General features: G+C 34.9%; 13 protein-coding genes, 1 pseudogene and 1 other annotated feature. Of the genes and pseudogenes, 10 read left to right on the forward strand and 4 right to left on the reverse strand.

The features are described 5' to 3' along the window. Positions 1 to 81 precede the first annotated feature (81 nt). Together MKY08_RS10035 and acnA are read left to right on the forward strand one after the other, a co-directional pair. The gene (locus tag MKY08_RS10035) at positions 82 to 1,566 is read left to right on the forward strand and encodes a methyl-accepting chemotaxis protein (protein ID WP_069512694.1); all 1,485 of its coding nucleotides are present in this window, start codon (positions 82 to 84) and stop codon (positions 1,564 to 1,566) included. A gap of 330 nt (positions 1,567 to 1,896) precedes the next feature. Beyond that, positions 1,897 to 4,602, forward strand: a complete 2,706-nt coding sequence (gene acnA / locus MKY08_RS10040) for an aconitate hydratase AcnA (protein ID WP_069512693.1) — start codon at positions 1,897 to 1,899, stop codon at positions 4,600 to 4,602. Between the two features lie 43 nt (positions 4,603 to 4,645). On the opposite strand, the gene MKY08_RS10045 is transcribed toward acnA, so the two are convergent. The 3 genes from MKY08_RS10045 to MKY08_RS10055 all read right to left on the reverse strand — a co-directional run bounded on the left by MKY08_RS10045 (position 4,646) and on the right by MKY08_RS10055 (position 7,357). Continuing rightward, entirely contained in the window at positions 4,646 to 5,563 is a 918-nt protein-coding gene (locus MKY08_RS10045) for a TIGR03943 family protein (RefSeq protein WP_069512692.1), read from the reverse strand. Between the two features lie 11 nt (positions 5,564 to 5,574). Then, positions 5,575 to 6,576, reverse strand: a complete 1,002-nt coding sequence (locus MKY08_RS10050) for a permease (RefSeq protein WP_069512691.1) — start codon at positions 6,574 to 6,576, stop codon at positions 5,575 to 5,577. A 196-nt stretch (positions 6,577 to 6,772) separates the two neighbouring features. Then, the gene (locus MKY08_RS10055; protein WP_069512690.1) at positions 6,773 to 7,357 is read right to left on the reverse strand and encodes a DJ-1/PfpI family protein; all 585 of its coding nucleotides are present in this window, start codon (positions 7,355 to 7,357) and stop codon (positions 6,773 to 6,775) included. A 141-nt stretch (positions 7,358 to 7,498) separates the two neighbouring features. On the opposite strand from MKY08_RS10055, the gene MKY08_RS10060 reads away from it, so the two are divergent. From MKY08_RS10060 to MKY08_RS10095, 8 genes and pseudogenes are all read left to right on the forward strand, one after another. Continuing rightward, positions 7,499 to 7,936, forward strand: a complete 438-nt coding sequence (locus MKY08_RS10060) for an Lrp/AsnC family transcriptional regulator (protein ID WP_069512689.1) — start codon at positions 7,499 to 7,501, stop codon at positions 7,934 to 7,936. A 72-nt stretch (positions 7,937 to 8,008) separates the two neighbouring features. Then, positions 8,009 to 8,524: a sigma-70 family RNA polymerase sigma factor gene (locus MKY08_RS10065; RefSeq protein WP_081327995.1), complete on the forward strand. Its 516-nt coding sequence runs from the start codon at positions 8,009 to 8,011 to the stop codon at positions 8,522 to 8,524. Continuing rightward, complete coding sequence (locus tag MKY08_RS10070) at positions 8,517 to 9,464, forward strand: DUF3221 domain-containing protein (RefSeq protein WP_069512688.1); 948 nt, start codon at positions 8,517 to 8,519, stop codon at positions 9,462 to 9,464. The genes MKY08_RS10065 and MKY08_RS10070 overlap by 8 nt, the downstream gene beginning before the upstream one ends. Before the next feature lie 108 nt (positions 9,465 to 9,572). Further along, positions 9,573 to 9,896: a hypothetical protein gene (locus MKY08_RS10075; RefSeq protein ID WP_069512687.1), complete on the forward strand. Its 324-nt coding sequence runs from the start codon at positions 9,573 to 9,575 to the stop codon at positions 9,894 to 9,896. A gap of 44 nt (positions 9,897 to 9,940) precedes the next feature. Further along, on the forward strand, positions 9,941 to 10,414 hold the full coding sequence (locus MKY08_RS10080) for a DUF2785 domain-containing protein (protein WP_256093207.1): 474 nt from the start codon (positions 9,941 to 9,943) through the stop codon (positions 10,412 to 10,414). A 36-nt stretch (positions 10,415 to 10,450) separates the two neighbouring features. Then, positions 10,451 to 10,689 (forward strand) — a binding site (T-box leader). Positions 10,690 to 10,743: 54 nt separating this feature from the next. Beyond that, positions 10,744 to 11,034, forward strand: a pseudogene (locus MKY08_RS10085) (class I tRNA ligase family protein); the annotation flags it as partial. A gap of 240 nt (positions 11,035 to 11,274) precedes the next feature. Then, positions 11,275 to 11,418: a hypothetical protein gene (locus MKY08_RS10090; protein ID WP_176723210.1), complete on the forward strand. Its 144-nt coding sequence runs from the start codon at positions 11,275 to 11,277 to the stop codon at positions 11,416 to 11,418. A 223-nt stretch (positions 11,419 to 11,641) separates the two neighbouring features. Beyond that, positions 11,642 to 12,508, forward strand: a complete 867-nt coding sequence (locus MKY08_RS10095) for an Rgg/GadR/MutR family transcriptional regulator (RefSeq protein ID WP_069512684.1) — start codon at positions 11,642 to 11,644, stop codon at positions 12,506 to 12,508. Between the two features lie 47 nt (positions 12,509 to 12,555). Here MKY08_RS10095 and MKY08_RS10100 read toward each other — a convergent pair whose 3' ends face one another. Continuing rightward, positions 12,556 to 13,773, reverse strand: coding sequence for an MFS transporter (locus MKY08_RS10100; RefSeq protein ID WP_069512683.1), 1,218 nt, complete (start codon positions 13,771 to 13,773; stop codon positions 12,556 to 12,558). Positions 13,774 to 13,855: the final 82 nt, after the last annotated feature.

The raw sequence follows: 13,855 nt of genomic DNA on the forward strand, positions 1-13,855 counted from the left end.
GTCTATAAAAAGTAATGTTTATACTTTATAATAATAGAAAAACAAACTGAATGTCCATTCATTTTTTAGGAGGGAACTATAATGGAGGTCAATATTCGCTATGATACACGTAAAGTGCACCGTGTTAATGTAGCCATCATTTCAATTTTAGCTATTCTTATTTGTGGGCCAATGATACTTACAAAAGGAATGATGTTCTTATTTATTGGTTTAGCGGTAATTGCTTGCGCTTTATGTAATTATTTTTTACCAATCAAAACATATATTAAAGGGTTTATATTTGGCATGATTCCATCTAGTATCGTTTTTACATTGTTTTTACTAGATAGTTTTTCATTGAACAAGCATTATATTTTACTATGTACAATTGCCATTATTGCGTTGTACTTTAAAAAGGAACTAATTATCTTTTTTGGGATCATACTAAACGTAAGCTTCGTGATTTTATATGTAGTGAAATCGGACTCACTATTGGGTCCTTTTAACGATATTATTGTATTCGTTACATTATTAGCCATTACCAATGGCGTTATTATTGTTTTCTTTCTACTGGCTAAATGGGGAAATGAGCTACTTACACATGCAGCGGCGCAGCAAAATGAAGTAAAAGCTTCGCTCGCTCAACTACAGATGACCTTCAATCAAATTGAACAAAGTAGCTATAGATTAGATGAGCATATTACTCGTTTTCAACAAACTATGTACAGTATTTCGGGGTCAAGTAAGCAAATATTGCAAGCAACTGAAGATATCGCAGCGAGTATTCAACAGGAAGCCTCAAGTTTACAAATGATTCATGGTACAATGAAGGAATCCGTACAATTTGTCAATAAAACCTTTTCCATATCACAGGATACGGTAGCGAAATCTAGTAATCTCCAACATGAAGTATTAGCAGGGTGGGGCAAAATGCAAGAGGCGATGGCTCAAATGAGTGTTATGAACAATGCAATCGGTTCAACTGCCGAGACCGTCCAAGCATTGCAACAAAGTTTGCACACAGTTGATAACTTGTTGAAAGGCATCCAACATATAGCAGAACAGACGAACTTACTTGCATTAAATGCCACGATTGAAGCTGCTAGAGCAGGCGAGCAAGGAAAGGGATTTGCTGTTGTCGCTGAAGAGGTACGGAAATTGGCAGAAGAAAGTGCGGCCATTACGGTTAGTATTACAAATGTAACTAAAACAATATTCGAAAAATCAACGGAAGCTCAACAACGTTCGAATGATGGAGAACAAGCACTACAATATGGTGAATTGCTGTTGCAGGATGTCAGCCATTTCTTTAACGTTTTAAAAGATACCTTTGCTATAACCAATACGGATTTAACAAGTGGTATGAATGAATTAAGTAGTGCCATTTTGCAGTTTGAAAAAATTCAAGAACAAATTGAAAAGTTGAATGAGATGACGGAGGAAAATGCTGCTTCTACTAGTGATATTTTACTTTCGGTTGAGGACGAACATCACATGCTTGAAATGATGACTAGTACAACCGATCAAATACAAGAGCTTAGTATGGCGTTAAAGTCTTTGGTCACAAAGGAAACTGTATCGAACTAAATGGATTGATTTTCCTTTATTATTTGGTGCTTTGAGGGTTCAATCCCTGTATTTTTATAGTAAACAACTAATTTTATTATTGTTGCAAACTTAATGTGCATAGTTTTTAAAAAAATGTCTAAAATAAAACAGGCCGAAATATGTCATTTTCGTCACAAATTCGCTCATTCATGTAAAATAAATAAAAGACATCACTTGTCATAAGAAATACTTATTGAAAAAGATAATATTAATGTAATTTACTTATGAATATAAATACGTTATTATGGGTGGTGGAGAAAAGATGCTTTACATAGGCCTTTTCAAAAAGATATTTAGGGGGATCCGCAAATGGCACAAGGTAATTTACACAACAGCCGCGCATCATTCGAAGTTAATGGTAAAACTTACAATTACTATGACTTAGCTGCGATTGAAAAAGCTGGCGTTGCAAAAGTTTCAAACCTTCCTTACTCAATCAAAGTATTATTAGAATCAGTTTTACGTCAATATGATGCATACGTAATCAAAGAAGAGCACGTAAACGAATTAGCAAAATGGGGTAACGGTGCTGATCCAGAAGCTGAAGTACCATTCAAACCTTCTCGCGTAGTATTACAAGACTTTACTGGTGTACCAGTAGTAGTTGACCTTGCATCTCTTCGTTCAGCAATGAAAGAAATGGGCGGAGATCCAAACAAAATCAACCCTGCTATTCCAGTTGACCTTGTAATTGACCACTCAGTACAAGTTGACAAATACGGTAATGCATCTGCATTACAAGCTAACATGGACCTTGAATTCGAACGTAACGCTGAGCGTTATAACTTCTTAAAATGGGCTCAAACTGCTTACAATAACTTCCGTGCTGTACCTCCAGCAACAGGTATCGTTCACCAAGTAAACTTAGAGTATTTAGCTCCAGTTGTACACGTAAACGAAAACGCTGACGGTACATTTGAAACATTCCCAGACTCAGTAGTAGGTACTGACTCACATACAACAATGATCAACGGTATCGGCGTTCTTGGATGGGGTGTTGGTGGTATCGAAGCTGAAGCAGGTATGCTTGGTCAACCTTCATACTTCCCAATTCCAGAAGTTATCGGTGTTAAATTAGTTGGCGATCTTCCAAACGGAACGACTGCTACTGACTTAGCATTAAAAGTAACACAAGTTTTACGTCAACGTGGCGTAGTTGGTAAATTCGTTGAGTTCTTCGGACCTGGCGTATCTAAATTACCACTAGCTGACCGTGCAACAATCTCTAACATGGCTCCTGAATATGGTGCTACTTGTGGTTACTTCGCTATTGACGAAGAATCATTAAACTACATGCGTTTAACTGGTCGTGACGAAGAGCACATCGCGGTTGTAGAAGCTTACTTAAAAGCGAACCACATGTTCTTTGATCCAGCATTAGAGCCAGTTTACACTGACGTATTAGAAGTAAACTTAGCTGAAATCGAACCAAACCTTTCTGGTCCTAAACGTCCACAAGACTTAATTCCACTATCTCAAATGCGTTCTCGTTACAAAGAAGCAGTAGTGGCTCCACAAGGAACTCAAGGTTTCGGTTTAACTGAAGCTGAATTCGAAAAAACTTCTGTAGCTAAATTTGCTGAAGGTGATGTAGAAATTCCAACAGGTGCTGTAGCAATCGCTGCTATCACTTCTTGTACAAATACATCTAACCCATACGTTTTAATCGCTGCTGGTTTAGTTGCGAAAAAAGCTGTAGAAAAAGGTTTAACTGTACCGAAATGGGTAAAAACTTCTTTAGCACCAGGTTCTAAAGTTGTAACTGGTTACCTTGAAGATTCAGGTTTACAAACATACCTTGACCAAATCGGTTTCAACACTGTAGGTTACGGTTGTACAACATGTATCGGTAACTCAGGTCCATTACTTCCTGAAATCGAAGAAGCTATCAAAGCGAACGACTTATTCGTAACGTCTGTTCTTTCTGGTAACCGTAACTTCGAAGGCCGTGTACACCCACTTGTAAAAGCTAACTACTTAGCTTCACCACCACTTGTTGTAGCTTACGCACTTGCTGGTACTGTGGATATCGACCTACAAAAAGATTCATTCGGTAAAGACAAAGATGGTAACGAAGTATTCTTCGCTGATATCTGGCCTTCAACTGAAGAAGTTAACGCTGTATTAGGTACTGTAGTTAACCGTGAATTATTCCAAAAAGAATACGAAACTGTATTCACAGCGAACGAAAAATGGAATGCAATTGAAACATCAACTGAGTCTCTATACACATTTGATGACAAATCAACTTACATCCAAAACCCACCATTCTTCCAAGGTCTTGCAAAAGAGCCAGAAGCTATCAAAGGCTTAGACGGCTTACGCATTATGGCGAAGTTCGGTGACTCAATTACAACTGACCATATTTCTCCAGCTGGTGCAATCGGTAAAGATACACCTGCAGGTAAATATTTAATCGAAAACGGTGTTGCAATCCGTGACTTCAACTCATACGGTTCTCGTCGTGGTAACCACGAAGTTATGATGCGTGGTACATTTGCAAACATCCGTATCCGTAACCAAGTAGCTCCTGGTACAGAAGGTGGTTTCACTACTTACTGGCCAACAGGCGAAGTAGAGTACATCTATGACGCATGCATGAAATACCAAGAGCAAGGTACTGGCTTAGTAGTACTTGCTGGTAACGACTATGGTATGGGTTCTTCTCGTGACTGGGCTGCGAAAGGTACATTCCTACTTGGCGTGAAAACTGTTATCGCACAATCTTACGAGCGTATCCACCGTTCAAACTTAGTAATGATGGGTGTTCTTCCTTTACAATACTTAAACGGTGAATCTGCTGATTCTCTAGGTTTAACTGGTAAAGAAGAAATCTCTGTAAACATTACTGACGATGTGAAACCACGTGATATCTTAACAGTTACTGCTAAATCTGAAGACGGTACAGTTAAAACTTTCCAAGCTTTAGCTCGTTTCGACTCAGAAGTAGAAGTAGACTACTACCGTCACGGTGGTATCCTACAAATGGTTCTTCGCGCGAAAGCTGCTGAATAATTATTTTAGTAAAACCGATCTCTTAGGAGGTCGGTTTTTTTATTTACATACTAATTAAAATGTCAATTGGATAGATATACGGTTCAGCTGGCTCCTGTATGTTTTTCCATTGTTCAATTTTAATGATAGGTAGTTCAACGCCATTATAGTAACCAATATCAATTGTCCCTTCAGCCTCAATCCAGCTATCTTCTTGTAAGCTCGCAGCTTCGGGCATTTCCGTTAGAAACCCAATAATGCTTGCATCAGCAACACAATGCGTAATTAAAAATCGGGAAATGACGAATTGATTTTCTAGTAAATCAGTTTCTTTTAACACAAAACCACTTAGTCGTATTTTTTTACCTTGATATTGTGATAAATTATTATTAATATCCTCGTAATATACAGAGAATATATAATTTGTCATCTCAACAATTGAATTTTGTGCCAGTTGTTGCTTTAAAAGGTCGTATTCTTTTTTTGACATTTCCTGTTGTTCTTCTAATAGTTTTGGATCAATAGGATGATCTTCCACCAAACCATCGTTATTGACTTCGTTACGACTTGCCACTTCATCCTTTTTTGTGGCTTGGGATTGATTGGTCATCATTATCGTCGCGCCTTTTTTTTGCGCGATGGATGCATCTAAAAATTTTGTAGGCAATGTAAATCCAGTTAACAATGGAACAACTAGAATGAGATAAGATAATATTCTTTTCCAATTAAACGGTGGGTTAACTAAGCTATGAGCGCAACACCCGCATAAATCGTTATGATTGCGATGATTAGAAAAAGAGAAAATCCTTTTTAATTGGGCTACAAACAACACCAAAAAAATAATTGCTACGGTTTTACTTAACATCTCATATTTTGGGTTAATTAATTTTGTTATTTCACCAGTTGCATGTAAATTGAAAATCATAACAGAGAAAGCACATAAAATAACGGCCTTTACAGCTTGTTGCAAGTGAAATTTCATTAGTTGCCTCCTTAAAGAAAAGGTGCGATTAGCCATATTATAAAAAAGATAACGAGAAACACGATCGTTAGTACTGATAGGACAAATTTCAATCGAAATACGCCCAACATCATGATGGTGTTTTTAAAATCAATCATAGGCCCAAAAATTAAGAACGCAAGTATTGATGGCGTTGGAAAAATAGAGCTAAAAGATGCACCTATAAAGGCGTCTGCTTCGGAACATAATGAAAGGATATAGGCTAACAGCATCATGACTGACATAGAAGATGTAAAATGATCGCCTATATCTACAAGTGTTTTAGTGGATACAAAGGTTTGCACAAAAGCTGCTAAAAAAGCCCCGATGATTAAATATTTGCCCATATCAAAAAACTCATCAATCGAATGATTGACCATGTTTGAACATTTTTTAAAGAATGATAGTTTTGCTGTAACATGCTGGGCATGATTAGTTCGAATACCCTTTTTAAATTGTGTTCCAGTAAACAGCATACTAATAAGCAGTGCGACGATAATGGCTATGATAAAGCCTAATATCATGCGCAACCCTGCAATTTTTAGATCATTACCGAAAGCCATATATGTAGAAATAATGACAATAGGATTTATAAGAGGTCCCGTTAACATAAAACCCATTGCGGCATGGATAGGTACCCCCTTTGATACAAGTCTTCTTACAATGGGTACTATTCCGCACTCACAGGCGGGGAATAGTGCACCAATCACACAGCTCATGATAATTGCCAGAAATTTATTTTTTGGAATACACTTTTGAATATGTTGCTCCGTAATAAAAATTTGAATAAACCCAGCAATTAGAACCCCAATTAAAACAAATGGTAAAGCTTCTATTAAAATACTCAAAAATATAGTATTGAGATTTAATAGTGGCGTTCCGAAAGAAAAGAGCCATGCACTACTAGGAAAGAAAGTTGGGGTTAGAAACAAAATAATCATGAGCAGCAGAAAAAATCGAGCATTTAATAATTGTTTGGGAAGTGGACGATTCACATTTGCCTCCTAATTCTTTGACTTAATCGGGTTGTAACTATCATTCAATAAATGATAATCGTTACGCTTTACAGTAAGTTATGTTTACATAGCTTTTAATATAACTCGTCATATAAAATAAATAGGACCTTCTTATATGGCTTCGCACAGTGAATGGACGAAAGCAATATAAGCTGACCCTATTTCATGAAAATTATTATTTAAATCCCATTAGTTCTTTTACTTTTAATGTATTTGGAATAGATGTAAGCATTTCGAGTAAGTGAAAGGCGACATCGAACGCAGTGCCTGGATTTGAAGAGGTAATAATGTGTTCTGTGCAAACAATCCGTTCGTTGATAACTTCTGCTCCATAAGATTGTAACTGACCTAATCGTTTACTTGTTGGGTGATTGTAAGTAGTTGCCATCTTATTTTGTAAAATGCCACTATGTCCTAAAGCGAGCGATGCTACACAAATTGTCGCAATGGGCTTTTTATGTTCGTTAAAATGGCGGATAACTTGTTGAAATGCTTCACTAAATGCATCATCATAAAAACCCGCTTCTTCAAAACCTCCAGGAATCGCGAGTGCATCAAAGTCCTCTAGTGCAATTTCATGCAATAATTTTTCGGGCGTAACTTGAAAATTCCATGTACATTGTAATTTGTTATGTAATCCTACTGTAACAACCTCTGTTGTGCCATCTCCCTCCCATTTGTTCCAGCCTAGCACATCTGTAAAGACACTTGCTTCTACCGCTTCAAAGCCATTTGCTAAAAGTAGTAAGATTTTTTTCATATGGTTGATGCCTCCTTTATTGCTTTAATTGTAATAAATGGAGTAACTGAATAACAGAAGTTATATAATGTAATCAAGTCTATTTTCCTTATAAGGAAAGGAATTAATTAAAAAACAATTAATAAAAAAAGGTGGATTCTAATGGACAATATCGATACAGAAATTTTACGTCAATTACAATTAAACGCGAAAATCTCAATGAAGGAGCTAGCGTCAATCGTTCATTTATCTTCACCAGCTGTCATCGAACGTGTTAAAAAACTAGAAGAACAAGGCAGTATTGAAGGCTATACAACGAAAGTAAATCTTAAGAAAATGGATCGCTCCATTCAGGCGATTGTTTTGTTTAAGTCCATTGACTGTAAAAGCCTGTCAGACTTTTGTAATGCCCATCCAGATGTTTTGGAATGTTACCGAGTAGCTGGTGAAATTAGTTATATTGTTAAACTCGCAACTTACTCTGTCGAAACATTAGAGCAGTTTATTGATGCTGCAATGCCTTATGGTACACCCTCTACAAATATTGTGTTATCTTCAACAGAAAAAACGATGGTTCTTCCTTTTTTTGATGAAAAATAATAATAATTCCCTAAAAAACAAACCTTTCGCTTCTGAGCACCGTTTATAGGGTAGAGAAAGGGGCGCGAGACGTTGCAAGTAAAGGAACTAGAAGAAATAATGGAACAGCACACGGAACGACTTATTCGTCTTGCTTTTTATTATGTAAAGGACCTACAAGAAGCAGAGGATATTGTTCAGGATGTGTTTATTAAGTTCTATGACAATCAGCAAAAATATGAAGAACGTGGAGAATTAAAAGCCTATTTATCGAGGCTTGTCATGAACAAAAGTAAAGATTATTTACGTAGTTGGACTTATCGCAAAATTCAAGTGCAACAGAAAATTTTTGCCAAGCAGACAATCTCAAGAAGGGATATGCTCGTTCAGCATGATGAACAAACGCTCATCGAAAATGCTATATTCTCACTACCATTAAAGCAAAGAGAGGTACTAAGTTATTTTTACTTTGAAGATATGCCTATTGGTGAAATTGCGAAGCTTTTAAGCATCCCTGACAGTACAGTGAAAACAAGGCTGCGCAGGGGACGTGAATTATTAAAGCCTAAGCTACAGCATATTGAATGGGAGGTGTTGCTACATGAGTAAAGTGGATGTACGAGTAATAAGAGATTTAACAGAAAGTAAAAAACGTGTGATGACAAATGTAGTAAAGCAAATTGAACAACGTGCCATCCCGAAGAAATCGAGACGCTGGCAGTATAGTATGTTTACTGTAATCCTGACAATATTTATAGGGTTATTTATATACGCCCAAGTCAACAATGGGGACGAGTTATCAGCAAATGCTGTACCGATATTAGATGAAACATACTATGATATGATTTTCCAAGATGCAATTGAGGCAAATGAAAGCCAAGAATCTATTAATATGACTTTTCAATCATTATTCGAATTGGATGCTTATTATGTCTATGCAGAAAGTAAAAACATCAAATTTAGCGAAAAGGCAATTGCGAAGCAGATGCAAGCGGAAAGAGAAAAATATGAAAAGTCATATAAAGAGAGTACAGTATTTAAAGATGGTTTAACAAAACTCAATCTAACATTAGATGAATTTTTCGATAAATATATGGAAGCAAATGCACTTAAATGGTTTGCCCAAGCAGAACTAATGAAGGAATATTACCGAAAATACGAAAATAGTTACCAAATGCATGCTTACTTTGCAGTGAAAAAAGAAGCAATGGATTATTTCACTGCTAAATATGGCCAACAAATTGCCTATTTAGAAAACAAATACAACGTGTCTAAACCTAACATGTCTACACAATACAAATATGGGACAGTTGTTGCTATGGAGGAAGACCGATTTTTAGTTGTGACAGGGGCATTGCAAGAGGAAATCGGGCAATTATCGAATGAAGAAATCATTAATAAACACACGAATGGAGTCTGGTTTCCACTTCAGGAAGTACAGGATAAAATTGCAATTGGACAAAGTGTAAATGTCACGTACAATTGGCAAGTACCATTAAATCAATATGATTTTGTTGCTAATTTGGAGAAGATTGAAATCTCAGACTAGCACCATTTAGAAACAGCTTATCATGATAAGCTGTTTTTTCTTATGGATTAAGGTACAATTAATGTTATTAATTGTATGTATTCTAAACATAAGGAGAACTTACTACATATGATATTACATGAAACATTATTTAGTGAAGCGGATTTAAAATGTGAACTTCAAGCATTCCTAAATGACAGTAATGCTTGGCAACAAGTAGATCAAAATAAACTTATGCAGTCTATGCTAGTGCATATTGGCTCAGTTGATAGTGAGCTACGAGACGGACTAATCTATGGTTGCTTTTATACAATGATTGTAGAACAAGATTTACTACATCCTGCATTATTAAACGACACTCTACAATACTGTGTAACGGACTTACTAGATAAAGGCATTGGAGAGAGCCAATCCGATTCAGTTTTTACAAGAACCTTTACAATGTTGCACTAATATTAGCAAAAGATAATGAGTCGGATTTTATTGAAGCGAACAAGATAGAAGAATTAACAAATAAGTTAATCGCGTATTTATTAGCTGAAAAAGATGTAAGGGGATATGTGCCGGATAAAGGCTGGGCGCATAGTGTAGCACATGTCTCGGACGCAGTAGATGAATTAGTGAAAAGCCCTAAATTCAATAAAGCTTCTTTTCTAGATATTTTGCGTCCTTTATGGCAAATGATGTTACAAACAAATTATGCTTTTATTCATGATGAAGATGAAAGGTTGTTAGTACCTATATTCACCATGTTAGAACAAGGTTTGCAGGAGCAAGAAATTATTACATTAATAAGCGAAACTACGGAAATGCTGTCTGCTCAAAAGGCACAGCTTGATGTCTGGCACTATCGAATATTACGCTTTAACTGGAAATCATTTTTAAAAAGTTTTTATATTCAAACTGCAAGCAGTCCTCAATATGTGGCCCTTCATCAAAGCATCGCGGATTGTCTGAAAGTTGACAAGTAATTGCCAGTTTGTTAAGATGAGTCACAATAAAAGCATACAAATTCGTTGATGAGAAAGAGTAGTGTTACATTTTGTTCTACAGAGAGCCGACATGTTGGTGGAAGTCGGTGTGCAAATGTTTCATGAAGATCCTCTCTGAGAAAATTAGCTGAATAAAGTAAGCTAATTCGGGTGTCTACCGTTAAAAAGAACACGTATGATTGTACGTTGCTAAGTGCTATTGAGCGGGTTTCAATAGAATTAGGGTGGTATTCGCGGTTAACCCCGTCCCTTACTTGGGACGGGGTTTTTGTATGCCTTTTATACACGACTGTATAGGAGGAATTTACATGCAAGTTGACAACAACAAAGAGACAACTGTAGAAAGGGAAACAAGAATTCGTAAAATATGGGAGGAAGAACGAACGTTTCAAGCATCCATCAGTAATCGTTCTGCTAATAAGCCCTTTGTATTTTACGAAGGACCACCTACAGCAAATGGCTTACCACACGTCGGTCACGCATTTGGTAGAACGATAAAAGATGTTGTGGCGCGTTACAAAACAATGCAAGGCTACTACGTTAAACGCAAAGCAGGATGGGATACTCATGGGTTACCAGTAGAATTAGGGGTCGAAAAAAATTAGGGATATTAGTACTAAGATATTTTCTTTATTTTAAGAAAGCTTATTGTTTTCTTTAATGCCCAAAACAGTAGAAAGTGCCCCTATTAGAAAGAAGATTAAACCTTGAGAAAAACCTAAGACTATTTTTATAATTTCCGTTCACAAAATATTCAAAAAATAGACACTTTTCATCTTGTAAAAGGCATTTTATACTGGCTGTAAAAATAATATTTATTTTCAAAGAGGGTGGGTAGAATGTCTTTAAAATTAATAAAAGTAGAAATTATAAGTAAGAAATATAAAGAGAATGTTATTCTAGATGACATCAGCTTTAAAATAAATGCCGGCGAAATTTGTGCGGTTATTAGTAAAAATAAGGCTGGTAAATTGACTAAATAATGGCGGGACAAATAGCTGCTACTAAAGGGCAATTATTGTATAGCTATTCAGAAAGTAGTCCCTAGTATAGGTGCTTTGATTGAACGGCCTGCTTTTTTGATTAAGAACGCTAATTCTTTAATAATAGGGTTCAAAAGAATATTTATCCCGATTTCTTTATTATTATTTTTTTAGACAATTTGATCAATAATTTCTATTTTAATATATGATAAAGGTGATTTTTATGGATAACTTAGGTAATACTTTTCGCAAGTTACGGTTACACAAAGGTTATAGTCTTAGTAATACAGCAAAAGACATAATGTCTGTTTCTCATTTATCTAAATTTGAAAGAGATGAAACTGGCATAACTGTTTCTAAGTTATTATTGTTACTTAATCGAATTAATGTAAGTTTTGAAGAATTTATCTATATTAATAATGAATTTAAAGTAGAGCATTTTGAAGAATTAATTATAAACATGAAGGAATCTTATTTACGTGGAGATTTAAAGTTTTTAAATAAGTTAAGAAATGATGAAATTTTTAAATTTGAACTAACTAATGTATTGTCATATAAATTAAACAGTATCATGATCGAAGCAATTATTTCGGAGCTTACTGACAACAAAGTTAAACAAGAAAATTTAAAAATACTCGTTGATTATTTATGGCAAGTAGAGGTCTGGGGAGAATATGAAATAATTCTTTATGGAAATACGTTACATTTATTGGATATAGATGTTGTAATTATGCTATCATCAGAAGTCATTAAAAAGAGTATTTATTTCAAAAACATGTTAAGTTACAAGCGTAATTTATTTGATATCTATTTTAATACTATAAGAACTTGTCTTGAGCATAATAAGTTGAAAGAAACCGAAGCATACTTATATGAATTAAAAAATCAAAATATACCTGAAACCTTTATTTTAGAAAAAACAATTCTAAATTTTTACTTCGGTATATTCAAAATGCATACAAAATATAAACAAGGTCTTGAACTTGCTCAAGAATCAATATATATATTACATAAGGTTGAATCCTTGAATCATGCTCTAAATTATGAAGAATACTTACAATCATATATAAAAAAGCTTAAAAACGAATAAAAATATAATAGCCAGCTATCAATAAAAAAACAGATAGCTGGATTTTTTTAAGAATGCCTTTCTTCTAAGATTTGCTTTTTATCTCGTAAAGATGGTAAGTAGAAAATCGTTACTAAAGCAATTAATATTAAATAGGATGCAATAATAAAACCTGTATTAATTATGCCGAGACGATCAATAAAGTATCCGAAAAGTAGATATCCTGGCAAGCTTACTCCAGTGTAAACGAAATGGTATAAGCTGTATACTCGTGAAAGATATTTCTCTTCTACATTGCTTTGTAAATACGTATTTATAAAAATTAAAAATAAACCTTGTGCAAATCCACCGATAAGTAATCCTATTAACAATACCGCCAGTGGTAATTTCAATGAGAATAAAGCGATAATCATACCAAAGAATAGACTTGAAGCATAAATCCCTATTTTAGGATTAATTCGTTTGTATAAGTAAGGCGATATGAAAGATCCTAAACCAATTCCAATCAAACTATATGTGGTAATTATATATAAATCTTCATGTGGTCGTTCCAATATTTCCACTAAATACGATATTAAATAAAGATCCACTGACGAACCAACTAACCATGCAGCACCAAATATTTGAAACAGCTTACTATATAATTTATTTAATTTAATATAAGCTAATCCAGCTTTTACGTCCTGTATGATAGTTTTCGGTTCGTTGGTTGATAAATTTTTGTGATATGGCTTTACTGCTAAAATCATAATCATCGAAATAATGTAAAATGAGCCAACGATAAGTAGCAAACTAGAATAACTCAATCCACTTTTAATCGACCACGCCCCCACGCTATAAGAACCTATTTTTGCAAAGAGCATTGTGATTTGGATATAGCTATTTGCATTTGCTAAATATTCCTTCTTAACAATTTTGGGCAATAGAGACGAATTGGCCGGGATGTAAAATATATTACACAAAACAATGGCAAAGACAAATATATAAATGGTAGTAGGTGTTAAATGAATTGTGTTAATTAATGCTAGACATCCAACTAAAACAAATCGTATTATGTCAGTAAAACTCATGACCTTTTGAAGGTATTTTCTTTCAATAATTGCCCCCGCTGGCAAAGAAAATATAATTGCTGGAAGTGTAGAAAATATAAAGAAAATTGAAAGTCCGATAGCGCGAATACCAAAATTGCCCAACATAGATAATAGAATTATAAATAACATAGCATCTGCAAATATACTAAAAAAACGAGAGAAAAACAGTAAAACAAAATTATGATTTTTAAACATAGTAGTCCCCCTAGGCAAATGATTACTGGTTTGTCATCTTTACTTTGTAAACTACTCACCACTCAGTTAAACATAACAATTC

Origin of the sequence: Lysinibacillus sp. FSL M8-0337, from assembly GCF_038593855.1 — a bacterium.
Lineage (GTDB): Bacteria > Bacillota > Bacilli > Bacillales_A > Planococcaceae > Lysinibacillus > Lysinibacillus sphaericus_D.